Genomic DNA, 25,254 nt, shown 5'->3' on the forward strand with positions numbered 1-25,254 from the left:
GCCTATTTGTATAAGCTATTTAAGCTAAAAAATCAATAGACTCAAATTATCATTTTTGTTATTTAAATGTTTTATATAAACTGGTTGTTTTTCTTAATAATTTTTTGCTCTATCATTTTTTGTCCATGTTTTCTTCCATTTGACACATTCAGTTCTTCTTGATTTTTAAGAATAGATACAGTAGCATAAGAACAACTAGTTCTTTCACTGGCAATTGTCAAATGTCATTTAGAAAAGAATGCCCTATCTGTATTATCTGAAAAATCAAACAATCATAACCAATTAGAAAGGTGGTTATTATGTATAACTTATTAACCAAACAGGAAATTCAGTTACTTTCCCTAATTGAATACTTGTATGACAGTAAAGAAAAAGTCCCCATGCAAGTACTCCGACGAAAATATGAATTTTCCCATTACAATATCAACAATTTATTGAATCAATTAACTTTGTTAATTTCTCGAGTCAATACACATGAAAATGTACATATTCGCATCATTAATAATCAACAGTCCATAGAATTAGTTGCCGATGAAAATATCCCGATTGAGTTAATGAAAGAAGCTGTTGTCCGCGGGTCACTAACCTATATGTTAGCCCTGGATTTACTTTTAAAACGCTACACTTCAGCCAAAGATTTTTGTGAAGAGCACTTTATTAACTTTTCTATTTTTAAACAAGTCAGTGACCGTTTAAATAATCATCTAGCTAGATTTAATTGTTATTTAAACTTAAAAAGACGAGAAAAAATTTGTGGTAACGAGAAAGATTTTCGCAGTTTCTTTTATTCCTTATTCTTCATTTCAGGAACTTCTCTAGTACCATTTCTATCTAAGACTAATCAAGCACAATTGCAGAACTTCATTGAAATCATCAAAAACCGTTACCCTTACTTTACATATACTGATTTACGCAAATTAAAATTAATTATGTCCATAGGTTTACTCCGTTATCAATCCGGTTTTACAATCACCAATTATCCAGAAGTTGCTGCTATTAATTTGGCCTTTCCTTATTCAGAATTCCAACTATTAGTGAATGATTGTTTTATTGATGAACAAAAAGAGCCTGACACTTGGCAAGCTGAGATTCATTTTTATTATGATTTCTTCAGCACATTAACGATGTACTCTCTGGTCCAAATGGAAACCATCAACTTTGCCAACTTAGCGATCATGGGAATGGATAACAGTCCACACGCTACTTGGATTTTTGAAAAATGTACGCAATTACAGTTGGATTTAAGCGCAATAGAAGTGGTCTTTTTGTTGGTTAATTTATCCAATGCCAGTGAACGACTGATTCATTTCCCTGTGGAAGAGGAATTGAGCTATGAGGTTGCTAATGTCTCTTTGTATGAAAAACAATACCCAAATGTTTCACGAACAACCAACTATTTCTTAAAGCGTTTGCCTTTTGACAAACAACATCCACTAGATGCGTTATTTAGAGAAACCATTTTTTTAATTATTCGGAGCGTTTTATTAAATAAACAAATTCCTGTTAAAATTTTACTTCATTCATCTATTAATCAGATACAAGAAAATTGGTTAGCGAAGGAAATCAATAATTATTGCGATGTTCCTTTGAAATTTGTTAATCATATTCAAGAAGTGCCTGACTTAGTCATTACTGACAAAAATAATCCGCTTTTTCACGCCAGTAAAACTTTTTATTGGCATCCCGTTCCTTATTTAGACGAATACTATAACCTAAAACAAGTAGTTCGCAAAATTTATTTTGCTAAATTGCGTGGGGAAAACAGTTTGGAGGGAATCGGATGTTAACAGGGTTACTTGATGTACCTTATCGTAAAAGTTTTGCTCTTTTAGAAGAGTTACTCGAACGTCGTGAAGCAGAAGAACAAACATTGGCGATTTCTACTTTAGCGACTCAATTAAAAATGCAACAAACTACCATTCTACAGTCCGTGGCTTTGCTCCAAACAGAAATTGAAAAAAACGGCTGGGAGAACTTATTTTCTTTATCAGCAAATGCCAAAGAAATCACATTTTGGTTTGCACCCTATTTCCAACTGTCGTTTTTGATGCCCTACTTTGTCAAAAAAAGTTTCGCGTATCAAGTACTGACCTATGCCTTTAACCATAATGCAATTGATAGCAAACATTTTGAAAAAGTCCTAGAAATTTCTTCATCAACCTTTACACGAAAAATTGGACAATTAAACCAATGGCTCCAAAAATATCAGATTGAAATCAATTTAAAACGTACTAATGTGTTGGTGGGCAAAGAAAAAGATATCCGGATTTTCTTTATGATGCTTTTTTGGAACAATTACTCTGAAGGGGATTGGCCGTTGCACACGATTACTAAAAAAGAAGTCCATAGTCTCTTTCGACGTTTAAAACACTCTGTTTCTTTCAATACAACACAAGATTTTACAAAAGACTTAATTTTTTCTGCGGTGATTTTAGCGCGTTGGAAAGAGGGCTTTTTTATCAAAGAAACTTTCGTGGAGGAAGAAGCGATTGTTAATCCCTTTGTTAATCTGAGTGAATTTGAATTGTTTTTTAAAGAAGAAGCCTTACACCAAGTTCCAACAAAATTTATACAAAAAGAAGGACTTTTTGCCTTTTTCTTATTAACGATTAGTGTCAGCTACGCCACACAAGAGGTCTTGGAAATTCCAGCAGCTCGGATGCATATGGTCCAGCTGTTAGGCTCGCCCATTAAAGAGATTATTTATCAACTGACGTCTTTTTATCAAATTAAATTGACATTTCACGAGTATCTTTATCTATATACTTCTATCCAAAATTTAAGTGTCTTTTTTAAGACCTTTGTTACGATTGCCAATCCATTTGTGCAAGAAAGCTTTTTAAAAGAAGCACTTCAAAAAAATCCGAGTCTCTACAAAGATGTGAAGCGACTTACAATTGAAATGCTTCCAACATTGATGGGCAATGAAAAATTGTTAGTTGACTGCTTGTTCATTCTTTTTTGTACACTGAAAACGAAATCTTTACCACCGATTCGTGTCTTAGTAAGGACCAATCAAAGTAATTTAATTTTAGATACCCTTTATGAAAAGCTAAGTAAAGCCGTGGATAAAAAATTAATTTTTGTCGCTTCACCAGAAAAGCCTTTCGATGTAATTATTACAGATATCTTTTCAGAAGTTAGTGTCAAATCAACGATTCCTACTTATTATGTTGATTTTTCCGCTAGCATTGGTGAACTAGCGCAAAGCTTAGAAAATTTAAATACACAAATTGTCACCAAACAAAGTCCACGCCACTTTTAAAAGTTTTCACGTGAAACATTTTAAGTGATAAAAATAAGCAAGAGGAGGTCGGGACAGAAGTGTTTAGCTCCGAGAAATAAGAAGGAATTTCCGAAAATTGTTCTTTAATTTTTGGAGAATTTCGGCTTATTTCCGAAGGAGTTGCTTCTGTTCCCGCCGTTTATCAGTTTTTGAGCATGGAGCAAAAATCCAAAGTGATTTTTGTCCCACGCTCTTCTTGCTTATTTTCTTTAAATTACAAAAAACGCCAAAAGGTAGCAGTTTTTCTGCTACCTTTTGGCGTTTTTTACGAAAATTTTCAATGTTCCACTCTAGTGATACCGAAACGTAGAACATTCATTTACTAACTACTCACTTTACATGACGTTATTATTTTCTGTCACCAATTCTAGCTCTTGCAAGTAATGATCCAAAGTCGCGTGATGTTGATCGACATCGGCTAACTCTGTTTCAATTTTAGCTAAACGCGTGTTCATGCGTTGAATTTCCGTTAGTGTTTGTTGTAAAACGTTTAAAATCCGTTCATCGTTAGGCATTGAAATCACTCCTTGTTCATTTATAGTTCTGAGCCGTGTTCAATCTCTTCAATCGTTTCAAGAGACAAATCTTTGGCATCATTTTTAGCTTTGTGGAAGACCATATATAAAATGGTACAAACGATTGGGATACAGCCTGCTAAGAAGTACATTTGTTGGAATGACATAAAGTTACGTAATTCACCTAAAACGTACGGACCAACCCCTAATCCAAGGTCTAAACCGATGAAATAAGTTGATAAAGCAATCCCGATACGGTGAGGACTTGGGCTTTCTTGAAGACAAACCGCTTGGCCATTTGACATGAAAGTACCATAACCTAAGCCAATTAACCCACCTGAAACTAATAACATCCAACCAGACGTAGTCATACTTAATAAGAATAAGCCTAGTGTTAAGAAAATGTAGCTCGGATACATGACGTAGCGTTCACCTTTGACATCGAAAATCCGACCTGTCGATGGACGTGTTAAGGTAATCACGACCGCATAGACGATAAAGAAGAAGGTGCTGACGTCAACTAAATCGATTACTTTGACATAAGAAGATAAGAAAGATAAGACACTTGAATAAGCAAGCCCCATTAAAAAGGCGATAAATGTAATAAATAAAACTTTCTTTTCAACAAAACTATCAAAATTCCATTTAGATAAAGCTTCACGATGTTCAGGTGTTAACTCAATATTTTTCACTGGGAAAATGAAGCAAGCAATGGTTGTTAACAAAATTAAAATAATTGAAAAGTTAATAATGACATGGAAGTTGGAAACATTTAACAATAACATCCCAATAAATGGCCCAATGCCGGCTGCTAAACTAGTACTCAACCCATAATAATTGATCCCTTCCCCTTTTTTGTTTTTAGGGATATAGGCGGTAACAATTGCGTTGGTCGCTGTCGAAACGGTTCCGTAACCAAACCCATTTAAAAAACGGACCAGATAAAGAATGCCCATACTTGGCATATACATATACGCAACAGTCGTTAAAAGATAAAACAAAGCCCCATAACGTAAGACTTGTTTGCGCCCAATCAGTTCAAGGAGTTTACCCATGAAAAGTCGTGCAAGCAATGTCCCGATGATGTAAATTCCTGAGGCCAAACCCGCTTGACCTAAAGTAGCGTGTAAGCTATCTTGCGCAATCACCGCAATAATAACCATTAATAAATAATAAACAAGATAGACAATGAAATTAATCACTGTAATACTGATAAAGCCTTTATTCAAAAGCTTTGTTGGTGTTTGTTCTGTCATAATTCTTTGAATTCCTCTCTCTTTTGTTCTGTTTATTTTGTGTTGCTATTTTTCAATAAAAGACCGCTATCCCCTCACTTTGATGACTTATCAAAAAATTTTCTGAAATTCATTTGCAGTTATTACTATACGAGATATCCGTTACAAAAAAATGTAAATTTGTGAATGATAAACGTTATCTACAAATAACTTCAACAAATGTTGTTGATTTTTGTTGAAAAGCCAAAATGACTAATGATTTTAATTAAAATAAGTTCTTGGCTAATTGCTCAAAATTTACTTTTCATACGAAACTTCCTCATACATAGAAAAAGAAAAATAGGGCATAAGTCGAAACGACTTATGCCCTATTTTTTTAATCTTTCTCTATTTTCGTCCTAAAATCCATGAAACGATGGCAACTAAAATCACTGCCCCGATAATCGATGGCACAATAGCCATCCCAGCTAAGCTTGGTCCCCATGTGCCTAAAATGGCTTGACCAATTGTTGAACCAACTAACCCTGCAATGATATTGGCAATAATGCCCATTGATGATCCTTTTTTAGTAATTGCTCCAGCGATTGCCCCAATGACCCCGCCGACAATTAATGCCCAAATAAAGCCCATGATTGTTTCCTCCTTTTAACCGTTTATTCTACACGTGGTTCCATGTTTTCTTTGACTTGTTCTGTTCCTTTATTCACAGCTTTTTTTGCTTTTTCTGTTTGTTCAGAAGCAAATTCACCGGTACTTTTGGCAGCGCCTGTGACTTTATCTTGAACCGTTTCGCTATCTTCTTCGTATTCTTCTTTTGATTTGATATCAACTACGTTAACATTCACTTCAATCACATCTAAGTGGGTCATTTTTTTCACTTCACGGCTGATTAATTCTTTCATTTTTTCGTAAATGTCTTGAATATCTTTGCCGTATTCTACCACGATATCCATATCAACAGCGACTTGTTTTTTACCAACTTCTGTATCAATACCCGCTGTGACGTTATCTGTGTTTACTAATTTTTCAGCAATATTTGAGAAAAAGCCGCCATCGACTGTTAATAGACCATCGACATTTTCTAAGGCTAAACCGATAATTTTTTGAACGACTTTATCTTCAAATGTTAATTCACCTTTGATTGCATGATCATCTGGCGTGTGTGGTCCGTTTCCTGCTGGTTTTGGTACATTATTGAATTTTTCGTTACTCATGGTTCATTCCTCCTAGTTTCTTCTATTATTGCTTTATTTTTAATAAAATAATAACCCATTATTGAACACGAGGTGCCGTGTTTTCTTTGACTTTTGTCTTGCCTTTAGTTACCGCATGTTTGGCTTTGTTGGTTTGTTTTGACATAAAACTACCTGTCGCTTCAGCGGCGTTGCCAAGTTTATCTTGGACCGTTTCACTTTCTTCTTGGTACTCTGCTTGTGTTTTGATATCTACTACGTTGACATTGACTTCGATTACTTCCAAGTGAGTCATTTGTTGGACTTCGCGAGTAATAACCTCTTTCATTTGATCATAAATGGTCTCGATATCTTTCCCGTATTCGGCTACAATGTCCATATCCACTGCGACTTGTTTTTTGCCGACCTCGGTGTGAATGCCTGTTGTAACATCTTCACTGTTAATCATTTTATCTCGTAAATTCGAGAAAAAACCGCCGTCCACAGTTAACAAACCGTCGACTTCTTCCAAAGCAATGCCAATAATTTTTTGGATTACTTTATCCTCAAACGTCAACTCACCTTTAACAATCGATACATTTGCATTTTCCATAGCCAAAACCTCCTATTTATGATGAAAATAATTTTTGACAATGCCTGTCTGTTCCAAATACAAACCTAGCCAAATACCTAGTCCTGTCAGGAGTACTACTAACAATGTTTTAAAGAAGCCGATTGACAGAAACAAGATTGCAAAAACTAAGCCGACTAGGCCACCAATTAACGGAACGGCATATTGTTTTATCCATTCAACCATTGTACATCCCTCCTACTCCACACGTGCTTGTGTTTGCTGTTGTTGTGGTCGTTTCATTGATTGAATATCTTCAAAATGAACATCAATCGTAATCTTGTGACCAGTTCCCACCAAACGAGCAAGCCGTTCTTCCATTGTTTTTGACCAAGCTTCTGTTTGTCCAATTAAATCTGCCGTTCGTTTCAGTGTGCCTTTAACATTGACCTTAATGCGCCGTTTTGTCGCCTTTACACGAATGGTTGGTGCTTCCAGAAAGTCACTGTCTTGCAAGCTAGAGCGTACAAATCCTTCGATGGCTTTACGGTGTAACACTAACTTTCCTTGCTCTTCTTTTAATTCAAACGTGCCTTTTCTTCTTGGGAATAAAAGAATGAATAAAAATAGAAAGAGCATAATTCCTAGTAAAACTAGCGCTACCCAAAAGATTGCTTGACGTGCGTACTCGTTGTCTTGCAAGAACCATTGGACATTATCTGGTGGTTGCCAAGCTGTATCGGCTGACCAAGTGGTGATGGCCACCGCGCCAAATAATGCCATTAAAATCAGTGAACCTAGAAGCAAAAGTATTTTAACAACTTTATTCACGGAACATCCCTCCTAAAGATTAATTGCTTCTCCACCAGTTACGCCATAAACTTGAGCCGTAACATAACTTGCATCATTGGACGCCAAGAAAACATAAACAGGGGCTAATTCAGCAGGCTGACCCGCACGTTCCAGTAAAGAATGTTGCCCAAATTCTGGCAACTCTTCAATTGGTTGTCCATGATCTAACTGTAACGGTGTCCAGATTGGTCCTGGAGCCACGCCATTTACCCGAATGCCTTTTGGTGCCAGTTGTTTTGCTAAACCAACGGTAAAGTTGGCAATTGATGCCTTCGTTGCTGCATAATCCAACAAATGCTCACTGGGATTAAAAGCTTGGACGGAAGTCGTTGTCACAATGCTACTTCCGGCAGGCAAGTGAGGCACTGCTGCTTTGACAATACCAAACATCGCAATAATATTGACATGGAAAGTGTCTATCACTTGTTCCATTGGTAATTCTTCAATAGCGGCACAGGAAATTTGTTGGGCTGCATTTAAAACGAGGGTATCCAAGCCGCCTAATGCTTCATGAGCTTGTGCAACCAATTTTTCAGGTGCCTGTTTATCTCTTAAATCTGCTGGCAAAAGAAAGACTTTTCGGCCAGCTTCTCGTATATAGTGCGCCACTTCTTCGGCGTCTTTTTCTTCACCTGGGAAAAAATGTAATGCGATATCTGCGCCTTCACGAGCAAAAGCAATCGCCGCAGCTCGTCCAATCCCAGAATCACCGCCTGTAATTAATACCCGACGATTTTCTAATTTGTGATTTCCGACATAGCTGTCTTCCCCACAATCTGGTTTAGGGACCATTTTGTCCTGTAATGCGGGAGTTTCTTGATCTTGTTGCGGAAATCCATCACTATAAAATAACTTTCTTGGGTCTTTTAAGTTTGGTTCTGTCATTAAATCTCCTCCCTTTCTACTATTACCTTAATACAATTTTTTCTTTTTGAAAAATATTTGAGCACATAAAATAAAAAAAATATTTTTAATACTCATTAAGCGAAATTTTTGGCAAAATTATCTAAAAGCTGATTTTATTTTTCAAAATAGCGTTTAATTGACCTTTTTTATCAACATTTGTTATTGACATATGATGTCCAATTCGCTTAAATAAGAAAGAAGCCCAACAGGCAAAAACAAAAATATTTAGAGATAATTGAGGAGTTACCGCCAATGAGAAATGTTTTACAAGACTACTTAGATGAACATTCCTTTCGAGTCGTTGTAAAAAAGAAGAAAAATTATTTAACTTATGAAGGACTGCAAGATCGTTATGCCTATATTTTAAAAAGTGGCATCATCAAAACTAGCGTTATTTCCAAAGACGGTCGTGAATTTAATTTACGTTATATCAACAATTTGGAAATTGTTTCATTGCTACGTGATGAATATTCAGAATTTATTGATGCACCTTTTAATATTCGCATCGAATCTCCACAAGCAGAACTTTACCAAATCGACCGTGTTCAATTTTGGCGGGATATCAATAATAGTAAAGACTTGCAAATGTATGTCAAAGAATACTATCGGGACCGTTTAATGCATTCCATGAAAAAGATGCAGCAAATGTTAATGAATGGCAAATTTGGGGCCGTTTGTACACAAATCTATGAAATGTACGATTCATTTGGCGTAGAAACAGAGGAAGGTATTTTAATTGATTTCGTGGTGACCAATGAAGAAATTGCACATTTTTGTGGGATAACTTCTGCTAGTAGCGTTAACCGGATGATGCAGCAACTAAAAGAGTTAGGGGCAATTGAACTACGTAACCGCAAAATTTTGATTAAAGATTTAGATATGATTAAAGATAACATTATTGTTTAACATCAGCACCCCCCGCAAGTTTGACCTTGCGGGGGGTGCTTTTTATTTTTCAGTGACAATATTCACAGGAAATTGTCCATAATCTAAATTAAATGTCCGGCCAGCCGTCAGCTGAAGCATTTCTTTTTTCATGCCTTCCGCCAAACGTGCATCCCCAAAACTTTCAATCATATCAATAACGGTGATTACTTCTTTATAATATCTCATTTTGCCAGTGTACAGATAATACGTAAGGTTTTTTAAGTAACGTAAGTTAAAATGAATATAGTAGATTTCAGCAGGAATCGTGGTAACACTCACTAGCGCTAAATATTCCCGGGCTTTCGCATAATTTTTCTTATAAAGTTCCCCAGTAATGATATTTAGGTAAAAACCATAGGCAACATTTAGTGTTTGGGTATCACGTAATTCAGCATCTTTGACAGGAAACATCTGCTCAAGAATCTGAAGGACTTCGTTTTCAGAAAATAACGCCCCTGTATTAGTCACCATTTGATAATCGTAATATGTATAGTAGCTTTTGCTAGAGATAAGTGCGAGAATTGCCATTCGATCAGTTTCATCAAATTCTGGAATTTCCTCCCAATCATTACTGAAAGTTAGCTTAATATCTGTATAAATAGACATCTCTACTGCGTTTTTTTGGGGATTGCGCTCTAATTGATAAAAGTAATGAATCAGGTTCTTTTTTTCACTTGTATTGTTCAACCCCATTTGACAACATTCAATTTGATGCATAATTTTAGATGAAGCCGTACTTCTTGTTTCAGAGACCATATGAAAAAATTCATTAAAGGTAATCCCAAGTGACTGTAATGCTGTCATTAAATCCTCGTAACTTAGCTTGGCTTCACCAATTTCGATTCTTCGATAGGTTTGTTTCCCTTTTTTTGGTAAAACATCTTTCTGAGCAATTTTTTTCTTTTTTCTAAAATACTTTAATGCCTCTAACACATCCATAATATGCTCCTTTCTATTAATAAGTTAATATTAAGTATTATTTTTTTATTAACTAAAATATAACATTTTATAAAAAATTATTTTTACGAACTTTAATATTACTAAACAATCAAATAATATATTTGTTTGAATTATTTTTTTGCACATTATAATTGTTAGGCGTCAACAAATTTAAAAAAACTTTTCTAATTCGTTCTTGAAGAAACTAAGATATCTGTCTTATAATGAAATCCAATATAACTTAGAGTAGGAGGTGTCGCAATGTTTGGTTTCAATATTAGTTTATTTCTTATTACTCGGTTCCGTTAAACCCACTCTTCATTAACCATTGTACAGTCAATTTCATTGAATATCTATTTCATTTTTATTAAATAACATTTTTAATAAAAGTACATATCGTTTATTTTTAGATATTTTATTTAATTATATGGAATATATTTATTTAAACAAATAAATTGCATTTAATTAAATCAGAGGGAAACAGATTGTAGCAAGTGAAGAAAAAAATAGCTCTTGAGAGATATTTTCTCAAGAGCTGTTTTTCTATTTTATTTCAAAAGCGGTTTGCGTTGTGGGATTATTACTTAATAAGGTGTTTTTATACAGTAAATAGTACGCTGCCGCTGACCAACTAAAGTTTTTCGTACTTAAGCCCTTCCCTGTCAGTGGATCATAATTTTCATGAATAGGGCCTTCTCCCATCAATCCTTCGGCATGTAAGAAGAGTTTTTGTGTCATTTCTTTTGCTTCTTTTGTATAGTCATAGTTTTGAAGAGCTTCTACACCAAACAAGGCTTGATCAAGCCAAACTGGTCCTCGCCAGTATTTCGTTGCAGCAAATTTTTCATTGTCTTTGGATGCCGTTGGGAATGGCATAAAGGTATTGAACATTTCTTGATTCATCATGTTTTTCTTAACTGCCGCCGCCTGTTCTTTGGTCGCTACTTTTGCCCAAAGCGGCAACCAGCCTTCTGTTCCTTTGCCACGATTGACTAACAATTTTGTTTTCGAGCCGTCTTCATTTATTTGTAAGTCATAGAAGAAGCCTGTTTTTTCATCAAACATATTTTCTTGAATATATTTTTTTAGTTTCTTCGCTTCTTTTTGATAGTTCTTATAGTCCTCTTTTTTGCCTAGTTCTTCTGCTATCGAAGCTAAATAGCCCTTTTCAGCGTAGAGATACGCATTCAAATCCACTGATTCTTGATTAATCGAATACCCCACTACTTTTCCTTTATTTTTGTTTTCAAAAACTTTAACTCCCACGTCGCCTTTGCCCACACCTTCTTTGTCAAACCGTGTAGCGTTATCCATGCCACTTTCCCACGCGGCTGCTTCAATAACAGCATCATCATCCACTTTAGGTTGGCCATTTTTATCTTTAATGATTTGATCCTTGTCGTCTTTTTGCCAGTGAGCATCACTGACCATGCTTCCATATTCTGCTATCCCATTTTTATTGTGGTCTCTGTTGGTATACCACCAATTATGATAAGCCACAAGTTTGGGATACATTTCTTTTAAAAATTCCTTATCTTTGGTTTCTTGATAAATATGCCAAACTGCCCATGCAGCCAATGGTGGTTTAGAATTTCGTTCATTCCAGTTGCCACCTTCACCACCACGCGCACTGTCTTGATTGTAAAAGACAGCATCAATGATCGCTCCTGCATCTTGTGGACGTACGGTATCATCTTTTTGAATTTGATAATCAAACAAGGCCCGCATATTATTTTTAGCTAACTCAGGATTAAAATCAGCCGTTGCTACATCCGCTTTCCACGAATCCCAAGCCCACATACCAATAAACCATTTATAAGACATGGACGGAACAATCCCGTCATGCTTAAAGGCACCTGCCGCACTTCGCCAATTGGTATTAATCGTTTCAATCGATTTGACTAGCGCATTTTGATATTCAGGAAATTCTGCTGTTTTCTTTTGATCAAACGTTTTATCTAGATATCCTTGCCATCTTTGCTTGTTCTCTTTGAAATAGCGCGCCGCATTTTTGGTATATTCGGGTGCTTGTTGTTGTTCCTTTGCCTCTTCTTCTTTTGTAAAAGTATAGCTTTCTGTCGTATAGGTGTTGTACGTTTGTTTAGGCTTCAATTCAATTGGTTCAGCGGTCGCTGTATAATTCCGATTATCAATTTTTGTTGAAACTTTATCCGCATGATGAATCGTATATTTTGTGTCTTTCGTAGCAAAATAATTCCACGTTTCTCTGACTTCACCAAAATTCACTTGAATATCATTGTCTTTAGCAGTTAAACGAGTACCAATATCTAAGGTTTCCGTTCCCTCTTGAATTTTATCAAAGACCGCACCTGTCCAGCTTGCTTCAAGTGACAAGGGCTCTTCACCAGTGTTTTCAAGTGTCGTTTGGATAAGCGCCGTTCGATTGCTGACAAAAATTAAAGCTAAATGAATCGTTAGATCGTCTAATTCATAGGTTTGCTCTAGGCGTCCAGGATAATAAGACAGGTCCATGCGGTTGCTTTGGCTTAGATCATAGGTTTCTCCCGTTTTTTTATTTTTGACCGTTAATTTGTTTAAACTTGCCGCCAAGTTTACTGGATATTCTTCCGCAATAATCAATGGCCCTGCAAAACCACCCAGTAGCTCTTTATTGCTTTTTTCAGGTAAATAGTAGCCATGCCATGCACCTAAATCAGAAAAATTATTAAAATAATTGGTATCGTATACGCCATTCGTCCGTTCGGTTGGTGATGCACTCACATCTAAAACATTTGCAAATTCATCAACTTTTGTTCTTTCAACACTTGCTTGCACTTCCCCGCTTAACGCAAAACAGCTGACTACGGTGATTCCTAACGCTAACCAAGTAGACACCCGTTTCTTTTTTGATAAACCCTTCATAAAACCCCTCCTATAAAAATGATAGCGCTTTATACACTGATTTATTATCAGCAAGGACTATGCCAAACGGAGTGTATCCCTTTTCATTATTGAAAGATTCAGCTTTCTCTAGAAAAAAAGCGACCGTATCGAAGTGTATTTATCAAAAAATAACGAGTGTATCGATAGTGTATTTAGTTTATACTTGATTCTGTTTTATTTTCGTAGCTTCTACAAATTTTTCAGTAATTTTTTGCGGTCGTGTAATAACAGATCCCACCACCACGCTATAAGCACCTAGCTCCAGAACACGTTGGACTTTTGCCGGCGTATCAATCATTCCTTCTGCAATGATTGGTGTAGTAAAATGCTTCTTTGCTTCTCTTAACAGTTCAAAATCATTTTGTTCAATCCGCTGATTTTCACTTTGCGGCGTATAGCCGACTAACGTTGTGCCAATATAATCAAAACCTAACTCCGCCGCTTCAATCATCTCTTCCAGCGTGGAACAATCTGCCATCCATTCTTGGTTAGGATACTTTTCTTTTATTCTTTTGAAAAATGTGGCTAACGTTTCGCCATTTGGTCGTTTCGAATGGGTTGCATCGAGAGCGATAATTTCTGGCTGAACAGCCATTAATTCATCTACCTCACGCATAGTTGCAGTAATATATACTTCTGCGTCAGGATAATCTCGTTTAATAATCCCAATGATTGGTAAATCAACCTCTTTCCGGATTGCTCGAATGTCTACCACAGAATTTGCTCGAATACCTTTAGCCCCTCCTTGTTTAGCGGCCAAAGCCATCTTGGACATGATAAAGGAACTATGCAACGGTTCGTCTGCCAACGCTTGGCAAGAAACAATTAATGCCCCTTTGATTTCTTTATTCAACATTGATCCCTCCAATTTAAAAGCGATTACAAACACAGTATAACTACAACAGCTGAAATATGCCACTCTTCTAAATAAGAACAAACGTTTCACGTGAAACAAAAGAAAACAAGCGGTTAAGGCTTGCTTTCTTTTGACTTATTTTTAATTTTTACGACCCTCTAAATAATCATACCCAAAATGTGCATACGCAAATGGCGTTGCAATTCGTCCTCGCGGTGTTCGTTTAATGAAACCTTTTTGAATAAGATAGGGTTCATACATATCTTCCACCGTTTCGGTTTCTTCACCGATGTTTACAGACAAGGTACTTAAACCAACCGGACCGCCACCGTATAAATCAATCATTGTTTTCAACAATTTTTGATCGACATAATCCAAGCCTTGATGGTCCACTTGCAGTAAGGTTAACGCTTTGTCTGCAATCGCTCGGTCGATTTTGCCATCTGATTGGACTTGTGCAAAATCACGGACACGTTTTAACAAACGGTTAGCAATTCGGGGGGTTCCTCTTGAGCGGCGCGCAATTTCAAAGGCACCTTCCTCAAAAATCTCCGTTTGAAAAATATCCGCGGAACGAAGAACGATTTCTTTTAAATCCTGCTCTTGATAATACTCCATGTGAGAAATAATCCCAAAACGATCTCGTAATGGCGCTGAAAGCATCCCTGCCCGTGTGGTAGCGCCCACTAAAGTAAAAGGCGGTAATGGAAAATGAACGGGATGTGCCGTGGTTCCTTGACCGACCATGATATCAATGTAAAAATCTTCCATTGCGGAATACAGCATTTCTTCCACAACTCGCGGCAAACGATGAATTTCATCGATAAATAACACATCACCAGGCTCTAATTCGTTCAAAATAGCGACTAAATCTCCCGCCCGTTCGATGGCTGGTCCACTTGTGGTACGAATGTTCACATTCATTTCATTGGCGATGACCATCGCCATTGTCGTTTTCCCTAAACCTGGTGGACCATAAAGAAGGGTATGATCCAACGCTTCATTCCGATTTTTCGCCGCTTCAATATAAATCGTTAGTTCTTGTTTTACTTTGTCTTGACCAATATATTGTGCTAAAAATTGTGGACGTAACGATTTTTCAATTGAAGCTTCTGCTTCTTGACTTGCAGCTGAAAGCAACCGTTCTTCTTCTGTCATCGTTATTCCTCCTTAGCGTTTCATCATGAATTTTAACGCATTGCTCAAATAAACATCTGTCGTTGTCTCACCTAACGCTTCCAATTGCTTAGTGATACGCTTAATCTCTCGGTCACTGTAGCCTAGGGCACTTAATGCTTCTAACGCTTCTGCCAATGCTTGATTGCTTGTTGTCACCACTTCGGTTGCGGTCATGGCCGCAACCGCTGCTTCGGAAGACTCTAATTCGCCTAGTTTTCCTTTTAAATCTAAAATCATTTGTTGGGCTGTTTTCTTGCCAACACCTGGGAACTTCGTTAAATATGTAACATCTTCCCCTTCAATTGCATTAATTAAACCACCATGATCAGCCACAGAAGCCATGATAGCTAAGCCACTTTTAGGGCCAATTCCAGAGACACTGATTAATTTTAAGAACAATTGTTTTTCTTCTAAACTGCCAAAACCAAATAAAAGTTGTGCATCTTCCCGCACGACTTGGTGAAGATATAGTTTAATGTCCGTATCCATTTTTCCTGAATAGCGATACGGGTTATCGACTGAAATCTGATAGCCAATGCCATTTGTTTCAACGACAATATAGTATGGGCTAACAAACGTTACTTTTCCAATAATATATTCGTACATGTTGTCACCTTTCCAATTGCTGATTGCGTACATATGTTCCATTTTAACACAAAGCATCAAAAAGCCATAGCGGAGAATTTTTTATCATCGACCTTGGCTACATCTATTTGTTACTTTTCACTCACTAGGGAATTAAAAAGTGCGTACTGTTTTTTTTGACATGCTTGCGTAATAATAGCGGTAGCTTCAAAAAAATAACCAAAAAGGAGACTACATACATGAAATTAAGTATCTTAGATCAATTAACGGTTCCTAAAAATCAATCAGCAAGCGACACATTACAAGAAGCCAAAGAGCTCGCTCAATTAGCGGAAAAACTTGGTTACACAAGAATTTGGTATGCCGAACATCACGGCTCAGACGCCTTTGCCAGTGCAACGCCAGAAATTTTAGTTGCACATATTGCTAGTGCCACCGAAAAAATTCGTGTTGGCGCGGGTGGCATCATGACCATGCATTATGCGCCATTTAAAGTCGCAGAAACGTTTAAAACGTTAGCAGCTTTATATCCTGATCGAATCGATTTAGGCATGGGCCGCTCGCCTGGCGGCAGCCCTTTAACTACGTTGGCGTTAAATAATGGTCAGCCACCACAACTAGATCAATTTGATAAATTACCTGAAATTTTACTCTTTTTAAGGGAGGAATTTCCTGAAGATCATTTATATTCTAAAATTTCAGCTGTTCCGCGGGAAGTTCTATTACCACAACCTTGGTTACTAGGTGCTAGTAAAGAAAGCGCACGTTCAGCTGGTGAATATGGCATTAATTTTTCCTTTGCGCAGTTTATTCATGGACATTTACCCAAAGAAGTATTGTCAGCATATTACAAGCATTTCCGACCAGTAACTGAACAACAAGAGCCGCAAGTGAGCGCTGCGTATTTCACTTTCGCCGCCGACACGAAAGAAGAAGCAGAATACCATGCGGCTAGTTTCGAGCATTATATCTTTGCCACCGAACATGGGCTTCCTAATAAATTTTTATCGCCAGAAGAAGCCCTAGCTTTCCCTTACAGTGAAATGGACAAACTGGTTTTAGAACAAAATAAACAACGCTTTGTCATTGGTAGTAGCCAAGAAGTTGCAGAGTTTTTTCACCAACAAGAAGAACTAGGGTTGACAGAAGCAATGCTAATCACCCCAGGTTATGACAAACAAACGCGCTTTCAATCGTTTGAACGCCTAGCAAAAGAATTATTATAGAAAGGAAATGAGAAATGTTAGAGGTTTTAAAAAGAATTAATACACTTGCGCAAAAAGAGCGTGAACAGGGCTTAACACCTGAAGAACAAGCTCTTCGTGTCGATTTGCGACAAGAATATTTGCGGACCATTCGCGAACAATTCAATAAAACGTTAATGGGGGTCACTATTTATGACCCTACTGGCGAAGACGTAACACCAGAAAAATTAAAAGAAGAACAGCAGAAACATTTTGATTAAAAGAGACACAGAACAGTCGATTTGACTGTTCTGTGTCTCTTTTTTAACTACTCTTCTGTTACATATGTCCACTTATAATCATATTGCGCGCCGGCACCATGGGCAACGACGCCTTTCACTTCTTTACTGCGTAGATGGGCAGTCGCCTTTTGATAAAGTGGTGCTAAAGCGGTCTCTTCACCAATCAATAACTTCTCAGCCTTAACCATGTCTTCCCAACGTTTTTCAGGATCTGAAGCATCTCTTGTGGCTGAAGCCTCGATCAACTCATCGTAGGCTTTACTTGAAAAACGCCCGCGATTATAGTTATTACCAGTAACAAAAAGGTCTAAGAAACTACTTGGATCTGCGTAATCCGCAGCCCAACCACCTAAGATTGTCTCAAAATCGCCGCGACTACCTCGATCAATTCGAACTGAAAACGGCACTGGGCTCACTGTTACATCAATGCCCTCTAAAGTATCCTTTAACGTACCTTGAATATATTCCGCTAACTTTTTCGTAGAATCGACATCATCGGCAACAATATCCATTTTGAGTGTTGTTATGCCCAATTCTTTCTTCGCTTTTGCCCAATATTCTTTTGCTTTTTCTGGGCTATATTCAACAATTTTTTTATTTTCATCAGCAAAATCTTTGTCATCTGTCGGCGAATACGACATCTCTTCTGGAATTAAGCCGGTAGCGACTACTGAGCCGTCGCCTAAAATTTTATCTACTAATGCGTTGCGATCAATCGCTGCTGAAATTGCTTTGCGTAAATTCACATTATTATACGGTGAATTTTTATCTCGCTGATTAAATTCCAAATAGCTGGTTCGTGCTTCTTTTTCGATAACCAATTCTGGATCCTTCGCCATTTGCTGGGCCAATTCGCCACTTAAAATAACATCGTCTGCTTGGCCATCTTGGAATAAGTTCAAGGCAGTTGGTGCCTCCTTGACAACATCAAAATTGATTTTATCTAATTTGACATTGTCTTTATCCCAATAGTTTTCATTTTTTTCCAAAGTCCAATTGGTATCTGAGCCAGCCCCTTCAAAGTTAGCTAAGACAAACGGACCATTATAGACTGCTTTTTCACTGGAAGCAGCGTAATCTTTGCCATATTTCTCTACGGTTGCTTGATGTTGCGGGAAAAATAGTGGAAAGGCCAGTAAATAATCAAAATATGGTGTTGGTTTTGCCAGTTTAATTTCTAGCTCGTAATCCCCGTTTGCTTTAATGCCTAATTCAGAAACTGGTTTCTTACCAGCTACAATATCTGCGCCGTTTTCAATCATTTCTAGAAAATAAGCATACTCAGCGCCAGTCTGAGGATCTGCTGTACGTTGCCAACTAAAAACATAATCGGCAGCTGTGACAGGATCACCATTGGACCATTTTGCTTCTTCTCTTAGTTTCACTGTGTACGTCAGACCATCATCACTGACTTGCACTTTTTCTTTAGCCCCTGCTGGTTGCGGCTTGCTTTTATCATCTAAACGATAAATTCCTTCATACGCATTATTCAGTGCCGTAAAACTAATTGTATCTGTTCCTAAAGATAAATCTGCAGAAGGCATTTCTTGTTGAACTACTACTTTAAATTCTTGTTTAGCGGCAGTTTTCTCTGATCCGCCTTTTGCTTTTTCGGCGCCAGCTCCCCCATCACCACCACAAGCAGCTAAAACTAACAGCGTTGTTAAACTTAACCCGATAAGTCCTTTTATACGTTTACTTTTCATGCCTTTCTCCCTTCACAGAAAAAAACTCTTCATTTTTTAATTTTTAGAATATTCTTATAATACTAAAATTAAAAACAAATGGCAAGCATTAAAATAAAAAAAGAACCAATCCCGAAGGACGGTTCTTAAAAAATGACTAACTAGCTTTGTTACGTCGTTTATAAATATACCAGCCAGAAGAAGAAAGTCCAACGAACAGTAAACCATATAATGCAAGCGTTTCTGTTTCTGTACCTGTTTTAGGTAAAAAGCCGCCATACTTTTTCTTCTCTGTTACGGATGGATTGCTCTGTCTTGCTCCCGCTTGGTTTTGTTTATTGGTTGCTACTGGTGTTTCTGGTGTTGGTTTTGGATCTGGTTTTGGATCTGGTTTTGGATCTGGTTTTGGATCTGGTTTTGGATCTGGTTTTGGATCTGGTTTCGGATCTGGTGTTGGCGTCTCTCCTCCACCGATTAACTCTTTGTATGCTTCTTCCGAAATAGAAACAATTCGTTCGCCTGGGAATGGTTCTTTATATTGTGCTAAATCAATCGTCGTTGCTGCACGATACAACCGCAAGCTGGTTGCACTTTTCAAGTATTCAATTAAGACAGCATCTAGTGAGATTCCTTCTTCTCGTTCACCACCTAGCATATCGTAACCATCACCACCAGCAGCTAAGAAATCATTGGTGGCCATCCGGTATTGTTTCTTCTCATCTAACGGTTCAAACTTTTGTGTTTGTCGATTTTTAATTTCTATTCCTAATACGCGACTGCCGACAATCGTTTGTCCTGTTTCATTGCCTTCGTCACTAGCCAAGCGAGTACCTGGTTTTGTGGAATCATAGTGGATACGAATAGAGCTTGAAACATGTAGGAAACCACCATTTGCGCCAAGTTTTGGTTGGCCAGCATCATCTAGTAAAATTGTGCCATTCTCATCTTTTTGTGGAATCGAACGAACAGACATTTCAAACATTTCTTTAACTTGGGCGCCGGTTACTTGAATTTGCGCAATGCTATTGCCAAAAGGTAACACAGCAATGACATCCCCAACTTTAATCGGTCCTTGCTTAATATCAGCGCGAATGCCGCCACCATTAGTTACTGCAAAATCAGCAGGTTGACTAAACGCGTCTTGGCCATATGACATAATCGCATCACCAATCAAATTCCCTAAGTTAGTCTCTCGTGTGCGCACATTTTCTCGTTGTCCATCCAATGTGAATGGAATATAATCGACAATTACTTTTTCATTTTCAGCGTTAAAATTCGTACGTGCTTCATCAACGATGGCTTTAACTGCCGGGTTTTCTGGCAATTCTAGCAACTCTGCTGCTGAAATCAATTTTGCTGTTTTCTTAGTTGGTTCACTCTCTGGTGCTGTGACGATCCCAACATTATTTAAATAATTACCTGTTTGAGCATAGATCACTTTGCCATAACGTTTGCCGCTTTCGACGGCTGTATGCGAATGTCCATCAATCACAGTGATATCTAACTCAGGATATGTTTGACTAAGGGTTTCTGCTAGCGTATCACCACGCCAGATATGCGGCGTCGTTTCATCTACGCCTAAATGCCCAGTAACCACGAAAGCTTGAATATCCGCGTACTTCTCTTTAATTTCATTAATCACTGCTTCTACTTCTGGAATCGGGTCTTTAAATGTCACCTTCTCTACGTTTTTCGGGTGTGTTTTCGTTGCTGTTTCTGGGGTCGTCACACCTACAATGGCAAACTTTTTCCCGGCTTTTTCTACGATTGTATACGGATCAAAAACCCGTCCACTGCCATCTTTGTAATACGTATTACTAGATAAAATCGGAAAATTCAGTTGGTCTTTATAACCTAGTGCAATCTCTAAACCAAAATCAAACTCGTGATTTCCCACCGCCATGGCATCATAACCAACTTCATTCATTGCTTTGGCCATATCCGCGCCTTTGGAGAAATTGGAGATTGGTAATCCTTGGAAAACATCCCCTGCATCCACCATCAAGGTTGGGTTTTCTTGGTCTTTAAAGGTTTTTAGACGCGCCATACCCAATTCGCCTTTCCCTGCTTCTAATCGTCCATGAACGTCATTTGTGTGCATAATGGTATATGCATTATCTAAATCAAAGCCCGCATTACGGACATCTTGTTTCGTAATAGCGGCGGCGTTTGGTGTACGTCCATCAGGAGAAGTCGGAATTTGAAGAGTGCCGTCATTCACTAATTCGATTGCTTTGGCACGCCATTTTTCATCAAAATTTGTCCCAATAATTGACCAATTTCGTTCGATTTCTTGTTCTGGATCAAGCGTTCCTTTTTTCTTAATATAATCAACAATCATTCCTCGTAAGGTTTCTGGATCAGAATTTTTAATAGGTACCCCTACTTGAATCCCTTGGCTAGCTAACCCGCCGTAACGATAATTATTCATAGCAATCGTATATTCTTTGGCAGGATCCAACGGTTGGCCGTCAATTTTCGCATCTACAATTCGTTCACCCACTGGTTTTGAAATGTCAATCTTGTAGTCCACTCCAGAAATCATGTCATAGTTATATACACGAATGTTTGGATTAAAACTAATGGTCAAATCATCTGGCTGCGTTTGGTTATAGTACGCCCCTTGTTTTTCTAAATACTTCAGTAAGTTTTCACCGTTAATGGGAACACTCACTAAGGTATTTGGGTATTTGTAGATATCAAAAATCGTAGCATAGGAAATCTTCCCCGCAGGTAATTTACTGTCGTATTTAAACAGCGCTGCCGCACTTAATTGTGCGCCTGTTACTTCTTTTTGAACGTTATTAATTAAAGAAATCATCGCTGTTGGTTGTAATTGTGCTTCGGGAATTCCTTTAATTTCTTGTTTTGGTAAAAAATCAGCTGTTGCTGTGCCGATCTCCTCCTGAATAAACGCTCGCGTTTGCTCATGGTATTCTTTTGTCGCTGCCTTAACTGCTTCATCTGCTGGAACATTCGTTGTTGGTACAATCGTTGCTGTACCTTCTTGCACTTCCCACTTATCGGCATTTTTAGCAACTGAAAGATCAATCTTAACAACTTCTGTCCCCGTATCTTTCGGTCCCCCTACCGGTACAGTTTTTCCATTCGGCGCTGCTCCTTGCTTGGTAAAAGAAAGGTGGTCATGACCTAGAATATACGCATCAATCCCCGCGACATTTTCAATTACTTGGTCGGCACTGGCAGCCGGATCACTATTTTGTTGTCCCGCATGAATCGAAGCAACAATAATGTCAGCCTGATCGTTAGTTTTCAACTCAGCAACTGCTTTTTCTGCTTCTTCTTTCAAAGGTAAAAAATTAAGCGAAGTAACACGAGGGCCATCCCACAAAGGAATGTGCGGGATTGTTAAGCCGATAATCCCAACTTTTAAATCTGGCAGCCCATCTTGATTAAAATCAAGTTCCTTCGTGGTAGTCCCTTCAACAAAACGACGACCATCTTCCTTATTGTAGGTATTCGCAGACAAGATTGGAAAAGTGGCTTCTTGTTGAATTTTTTTGATTAACGGTAAACCAAAATTAAACTCATGATTTCCCAAAACCATTGCATCATACTTCATCACATTCATGGCGGTGATCATTGGATGGGTCTTTTCATTCACTAAAGGCGCTTTATTATACAAGTCATCTGTTAAAATAGTGCCTTGAATATTGTCGCCATTATCAATTAAAACGGTGCCTGCTGGGTTTTGCGCCCGGACTTGGTTGACGACTGTACTTACTTGGGACAAACCAACTGGTAATTCTTTATCATCTTCATAAGACCAATTCCATAATTGACCATGAACATCTGACGTACCTAAAATTGTTATTTTTTGCGGCGTGCTCGTTTCTTCTTTTTCAGCGGTTGACGTTTCTAAATTCGTCGTCTCTGTTGGTGCCGTGGTTTTTTGTGACTGCTTGACACTGTCACTCGTAGCCTGATTTGGTGCTTCTTGTTTGATGTCTGTTGTTTCCTGTGTGATGACTGGTTCTTGTTTTCTACTTGAATCGGTGGTACTTGTTACTGCTTCTGAACTTTGTTGACTCGTTGTTTCTACTGCATATGCCGTACTGGATAATTCCATTTAACGCAAACAAAAAACCTCGTTCCCTAGAAGAGAGCGAGGTTTTTTTATGGACCATACAGGACTCGAACCTGTGACCGAACGGTTATGAGCCGTTTGCTCTAACCAACTGAGCTAATGGTCCTGAAAAAATACCTCTTAAATAATAAGAGGTATTAATAAATTACTATTTGCATTTATGAGACTTATGTTTTGGATCAATCCTGTATATCACTAAATACCCGTCTTCATTATAATAACCAAATACCCTAAATGGATTTTGGTCTTTGCCATAATGATAAACTTCTCTTTTGATCCCATTAATTTCAACTTCTTCGTAATTACTTCCTCGGCCTTTGGTCCGCAAAAATAATTTATCGACCTCTGTAATTGATAAATTTTTTCCTGCTGTTTCAGCTATAAATTTATCTAATTCTTTCAAAGAACCTTTATCCATTTTTTTGAAGCAGTATTTATTGTCCAAACACTCTTGAATACAAAATCGAAATTTCATTGATTTTCTATCTAAAAAAGAGCCATTTTCTACAACTACATCTCTTGTTAATTTCTTCGCCAACTATTAGTCACCTACATATACACTTTTATAATAATTAGCCATGTCTTCTGTAGATATTTTTTCCCTACAACTATCTCCTTCTGAAACCCCAGCTCTTAATCTTGCTTGTTTCCAAGGTAATTCTGTATGAGTCAATGCTTCAAGCTCATTTGCTGACTTATCACCATAAGTAATCCAAACTGATTCTAGAACATCCACAGTTTGATTATCTATTGCAGCAGGTGAAGTACATTTAGGAATAGAATTCCATCTATATTCTCTATATTTATTATACAATTCTGGAGAAACAGGTCCATGCGCCCAAGCCTGAAATTCAGAATCATCTATTATGCTGTCATCTAAAAGTGCATTGTTCCACGCTTGTGCATAGTAACAAAGTTTTTGTAACTTTTTAGGAGTCATTGACTCTTTATTCAAAAACCAATCAGCTATTTCAAAAATACTATATTTTTTATTCATACTAGCCCCTCCTTAACACTTATAATATAACATTTAGCTACATTATATGCAATAAAAATATAGCATACACCCCTTTGGAAAACGGCATTAAAACAAGTTTAAGAAGTTTTTTTCACTTACAAACACGTAAATATGCCTAATCATAAGCTGGTTATCATATTTGTTAATTTTAATTAAATAACAAAAAAGAGCCACCTTGGGGGAGGTGGCTTAAGAGAAACTTAATAAGTGTATTCTTATTTTAACATTAGAACTATCAATAGTTCAATGTTTGACCAGGATAAATTAAGTTAGGATTAGCTAATCCGTTCCGTTGTGCTAAAGCTTGATAAGTCGTGCCAAGTTTAGCCGCAATACTTGATAAATTATCACCATATTGGACTGTATAAGCGTTGCTTACTGCTGATCCATTGACTTTTAAAACTTGGCCAGGGTAAATCAAATTAGGATTAGACAATCCATTTAGCGAAGCTAAGATTTGATAGTCTGTTCCATATTGATACGCAATGCTGGATAATGTTTCACCATATTGAACTACGTGAGTAGATTCTGGTTGTTTATCAGGAACAGCTGTTGCATCTGGCAATAATTCAATATCGCCTTTGCTAATCCATGACAGGATACCTTCTAACAATACTCTGCTTCCAGTTACTTCTTGTACTTTATAGCTGTTTCCTTTTACCCAATCTGGAATAGCTTCGCCTGTTGCCCAAGCATCTACGTTAAATTTCACTTTGACCGTATCGCCAACTTTAACATCAGAATTCGGTGTTTTTTCGATTTCTTCACCTGCATCTGTTGCTGGCGTGTCCGTTTCTGGCTTATTGGTATCTGTGTAGCCATTATCAGTAATACCTGTTAAGTCTACGTTACCATCTAACCCACCAGTAATATAAGCGGATGTGAATTGCCAAATGCCAATACCATCCATGCTTGGGAAATAAGCATACAATGGATTTGGTGACACACCATCAATAGGATACGCAGCAATCCATAAAGAGTTAGGAAACTCTTTGATGATTTGTTGATAGTTTACATGATTTAGTGTAAA

22 protein-coding genes, 1 tRNA gene and 1 pseudogene are annotated in these 25,254 nt (G+C 37.5%); 5 read left to right on the forward strand and 19 right to left on the reverse strand.

Annotation, left to right across the window (positions count from 1 at the left end; all coding sequences use genetic code 11):
• Positions 1-299: 299 nt before the first annotated feature.
• Positions 300-1,787 carry a helix-turn-helix domain-containing protein gene (locus tag KQI94_RS10830; protein ID WP_002390363.1) on the forward strand — a complete coding sequence of 496 codons (1,488 nt, stop codon included), beginning with the start codon at positions 300-302 and terminating at the stop codon, positions 1,785-1,787.
• Complete coding sequence (locus KQI94_RS10835) at positions 1,781-3,265, forward strand: helix-turn-helix domain-containing protein (RefSeq protein ID WP_002368603.1); 1,485 nt, start codon at positions 1,781-1,783, stop codon at positions 3,263-3,265. The genes KQI94_RS10830 and KQI94_RS10835 overlap by 7 nt, the downstream gene beginning before the upstream one ends.
• Before the next feature lie 356 nt (positions 3,266-3,621).
• Here the strand turns inward: KQI94_RS10835 and KQI94_RS10840 are convergent, their stop codons facing one another.
• The 8 genes from KQI94_RS10840 to KQI94_RS10875 all read right to left on the reverse strand — a co-directional run bounded on the left by KQI94_RS10840 (position 3,622) and on the right by KQI94_RS10875 (position 8,516).
• On the reverse strand, positions 3,622-3,801 hold the full coding sequence (locus KQI94_RS10840; RefSeq protein WP_002381345.1) for a hypothetical protein: 180 nt from the start codon (positions 3,799-3,801) through the stop codon (positions 3,622-3,624).
• A gap of 20 nt (positions 3,802-3,821) precedes the next feature.
• Entirely contained in the window at positions 3,822-5,057 is a 1,236-nt protein-coding gene (locus KQI94_RS10845; protein ID WP_002356101.1) for an MFS transporter, read from the reverse strand.
• Positions 5,058-5,423: 366 nt separating this feature from the next.
• Positions 5,424-5,666: a GlsB/YeaQ/YmgE family stress response membrane protein gene (locus tag KQI94_RS10850; protein ID WP_002356092.1), complete on the reverse strand. Its 243-nt coding sequence runs from the start codon at positions 5,664-5,666 to the stop codon at positions 5,424-5,426.
• A 23-nt stretch (positions 5,667-5,689) separates the two neighbouring features.
• Positions 5,690-6,250: an Asp23/Gls24 family envelope stress response protein gene (locus KQI94_RS10855; protein ID WP_002368605.1), complete on the reverse strand. Its 561-nt coding sequence runs from the start codon at positions 6,248-6,250 to the stop codon at positions 5,690-5,692.
• Between the two features lie 58 nt (positions 6,251-6,308).
• Positions 6,309-6,821, reverse strand: coding sequence for an Asp23/Gls24 family envelope stress response protein (locus tag KQI94_RS10860; protein ID WP_002383483.1), 513 nt, complete (start codon positions 6,819-6,821; stop codon positions 6,309-6,311).
• A 12-nt stretch (positions 6,822-6,833) separates the two neighbouring features.
• On the reverse strand, positions 6,834-7,025 hold the full coding sequence (locus tag KQI94_RS10865; protein ID WP_002356087.1) for a DUF2273 domain-containing protein: 192 nt from the start codon (positions 7,023-7,025) through the stop codon (positions 6,834-6,836).
• Positions 7,026-7,037: 12 nt separating this feature from the next.
• The gene (gene amaP, locus KQI94_RS10870) at positions 7,038-7,610 is read right to left on the reverse strand and encodes an alkaline shock response membrane anchor protein AmaP (RefSeq protein ID WP_002381343.1); all 573 of its coding nucleotides are present in this window, start codon (positions 7,608-7,610) and stop codon (positions 7,038-7,040) included.
• 12 nt (positions 7,611-7,622) lie between these two features.
• Positions 7,623-8,516 carry an SDR family oxidoreductase gene (locus tag KQI94_RS10875; protein WP_002368606.1) on the reverse strand — a complete coding sequence of 298 codons (894 nt, stop codon included), beginning with the start codon at positions 8,514-8,516 and terminating at the stop codon, positions 7,623-7,625.
• A 273-nt stretch (positions 8,517-8,789) separates the two neighbouring features.
• Here KQI94_RS10875 and KQI94_RS10880 point away from each other — a divergent pair, with 273 nt between their 5' ends.
• Positions 8,790-9,443: a Crp/Fnr family transcriptional regulator gene (locus tag KQI94_RS10880; protein ID WP_002368607.1), complete on the forward strand. Its 654-nt coding sequence runs from the start codon at positions 8,790-8,792 to the stop codon at positions 9,441-9,443.
• Between the two features lie 42 nt (positions 9,444-9,485).
• On the opposite strand, the gene KQI94_RS10885 is transcribed toward KQI94_RS10880, so the two are convergent.
• The 5 genes from KQI94_RS10885 to ruvA form a co-directional block, all read right to left on the reverse strand.
• Complete coding sequence (locus KQI94_RS10885; protein WP_002368608.1) at positions 9,486-10,403, reverse strand: helix-turn-helix transcriptional regulator; 918 nt, start codon at positions 10,401-10,403, stop codon at positions 9,486-9,488.
• 543 nt (positions 10,404-10,946) lie between these two features.
• Positions 10,947-13,286 (reverse strand): alpha-glucosidase, encoded by a 2,340-nt coding sequence (gene ygjK / locus KQI94_RS10890; protein ID WP_002386404.1) that lies wholly within the window; start codon positions 13,284-13,286, stop codon positions 10,947-10,949.
• Between the two features lie 178 nt (positions 13,287-13,464).
• On the reverse strand, positions 13,465-14,163 hold the full coding sequence (locus tag KQI94_RS10895) for an N-acetylmannosamine-6-phosphate 2-epimerase (RefSeq protein WP_002368609.1): 699 nt from the start codon (positions 14,161-14,163) through the stop codon (positions 13,465-13,467).
• A 141-nt stretch (positions 14,164-14,304) separates the two neighbouring features.
• Complete coding sequence (ruvB, locus tag KQI94_RS10900) at positions 14,305-15,321, reverse strand: Holliday junction branch migration DNA helicase RuvB (protein ID WP_002381340.1); 1,017 nt, start codon at positions 15,319-15,321, stop codon at positions 14,305-14,307.
• Positions 15,322-15,333: 12 nt separating this feature from the next.
• Positions 15,334-15,948, reverse strand: a complete 615-nt coding sequence (gene ruvA / locus KQI94_RS10905) for a Holliday junction branch migration protein RuvA (RefSeq protein WP_002361491.1) — start codon at positions 15,946-15,948, stop codon at positions 15,334-15,336.
• 218 nt (positions 15,949-16,166) lie between these two features.
• Between ruvA and KQI94_RS10910 the strand changes: the two genes are divergently transcribed.
• Positions 16,167-17,153, forward strand: a complete 987-nt coding sequence (locus KQI94_RS10910; protein ID WP_002356071.1) for an LLM class flavin-dependent oxidoreductase — start codon at positions 16,167-16,169, stop codon at positions 17,151-17,153.
• A gap of 14 nt (positions 17,154-17,167) precedes the next feature.
• Positions 17,168-17,392 carry a DUF896 domain-containing protein gene (locus KQI94_RS10915; protein ID WP_002368611.1) on the forward strand — a complete coding sequence of 75 codons (225 nt, stop codon included), beginning with the start codon at positions 17,168-17,170 and terminating at the stop codon, positions 17,390-17,392.
• 47 nt (positions 17,393-17,439) lie between these two features.
• Here the strand turns inward: KQI94_RS10915 and KQI94_RS10920 are convergent, their stop codons facing one another.
• The 6 genes and pseudogenes from KQI94_RS10920 to KQI94_RS10945 form a co-directional block, all read right to left on the reverse strand.
• Positions 17,440-19,119, reverse strand: a complete 1,680-nt coding sequence (locus tag KQI94_RS10920; protein ID WP_002368612.1) for a peptide ABC transporter substrate-binding protein — start codon at positions 19,117-19,119, stop codon at positions 17,440-17,442.
• Between the two features lie 136 nt (positions 19,120-19,255).
• Positions 19,256-23,182: pseudogene (locus tag KQI94_RS10925) on the reverse strand (5'-nucleotidase C-terminal domain-containing protein); the annotation flags it as partial.
• 56 nt (positions 23,183-23,238) lie between these two features.
• Positions 23,239-23,312: transfer RNA gene (locus tag KQI94_RS10930), tRNA-Ile, on the reverse strand.
• Between the two features lie 42 nt (positions 23,313-23,354).
• On the reverse strand, positions 23,355-23,744 hold the full coding sequence (locus tag KQI94_RS10935) for a hypothetical protein (protein WP_002410143.1): 390 nt from the start codon (positions 23,742-23,744) through the stop codon (positions 23,355-23,357).
• A 3-nt stretch (positions 23,745-23,747) separates the two neighbouring features.
• A complete protein-coding gene (locus KQI94_RS10940; RefSeq protein WP_002410142.1) occupies positions 23,748-24,203 on the reverse strand; it encodes a type II toxin-antitoxin system antitoxin SocA domain-containing protein in 456 nt (151 codons plus the stop codon).
• 256 nt (positions 24,204-24,459) lie between these two features.
• Positions 24,460-25,254, reverse strand: a 795-nt coding sequence (locus tag KQI94_RS10945) for a LysM peptidoglycan-binding domain-containing protein (RefSeq protein WP_216454408.1), incomplete at its 5' end; no start/stop codon positions are given.

Source organism: Enterococcus sp. S183_ASV_20, from assembly GCF_018919685.1.
GTDB classification, from domain to species: domain Bacteria; phylum Bacillota; class Bacilli; order Lactobacillales; family Enterococcaceae; genus Enterococcus; species Enterococcus faecalis.

Coding starts and splice junctions, on each gene's coding strand:
- KQI94_RS10850 (WP_002356092.1), bottom strand. CDS start 5,666: ATGGGCTTTATTTGGGCATTAATTGTCGGCGGGGTCATTGGGGCAATC.
- KQI94_RS10865 (WP_002356087.1), bottom strand. CDS start 7,025: ATGGTTGAATGGATAAAACAATATGCCGTTCCGTTAATTGGTGGCCTA.
- KQI94_RS10835 (WP_002368603.1), top strand. CDS start 1,781: ATGTTAACAGGGTTACTTGATGTACCTTATCGTAAAAGTTTTGCTCTT.
- KQI94_RS10920 (WP_002368612.1), bottom strand. CDS start 19,119: ATGAAAAGTAAACGTATAAAAGGACTTATCGGGTTAAGTTTAACAACG.
- KQI94_RS10845 (WP_002356101.1), bottom strand. CDS start 5,057: ATGACAGAACAAACACCAACAAAGCTTTTGAATAAAGGCTTTATCAGT.
- KQI94_RS10940 (WP_002410142.1), bottom strand. CDS start 24,203: ATGAATAAAAAATATAGTATTTTTGAAATAGCTGATTGGTTTTTGAAT.
- KQI94_RS10880 (WP_002368607.1), top strand. CDS start 8,790: ATGAGAAATGTTTTACAAGACTACTTAGATGAACATTCCTTTCGAGTC.
- KQI94_RS10855 (WP_002368605.1), bottom strand. CDS start 6,250: ATGAGTAACGAAAAATTCAATAATGTACCAAAACCAGCAGGAAACGGA.
- KQI94_RS10875 (WP_002368606.1), bottom strand. CDS start 8,516: ATGACAGAACCAAACTTAAAAGACCCAAGAAAGTTATTTTATAGTGAT.
- KQI94_RS10915 (WP_002368611.1), top strand. CDS start 17,168: ATGTTAGAGGTTTTAAAAAGAATTAATACACTTGCGCAAAAAGAGCGT.
- KQI94_RS10910 (WP_002356071.1), top strand. CDS start 16,167: ATGAAATTAAGTATCTTAGATCAATTAACGGTTCCTAAAAATCAATCA.
- ruvB (WP_002381340.1), bottom strand. CDS start 15,321: ATGACAGAAGAAGAACGGTTGCTTTCAGCTGCAAGTCAAGAAGCAGAA.
- KQI94_RS10840 (WP_002381345.1), bottom strand. CDS start 3,801: ATGCCTAACGATGAACGGATTTTAAACGTTTTACAACAAACACTAACG.
- KQI94_RS10830 (WP_002390363.1), top strand. CDS start 300: ATGTATAACTTATTAACCAAACAGGAAATTCAGTTACTTTCCCTAATT.
- ruvA (WP_002361491.1), bottom strand. CDS start 15,948: ATGTACGAATATATTATTGGAAAAGTAACGTTTGTTAGCCCATACTAT.
- KQI94_RS10860 (WP_002383483.1), bottom strand. CDS start 6,821: ATGGAAAATGCAAATGTATCGATTGTTAAAGGTGAGTTGACGTTTGAG.
- KQI94_RS10885 (WP_002368608.1), bottom strand. CDS start 10,403: ATGGATGTGTTAGAGGCATTAAAGTATTTTAGAAAAAAGAAAAAAATT.
- KQI94_RS10895 (WP_002368609.1), bottom strand. CDS start 14,163: ATGTTGAATAAAGAAATCAAAGGGGCATTAATTGTTTCTTGCCAAGCG.
- ygjK (WP_002386404.1), bottom strand. CDS start 13,286: ATGAAGGGTTTATCAAAAAAGAAACGGGTGTCTACTTGGTTAGCGTTA.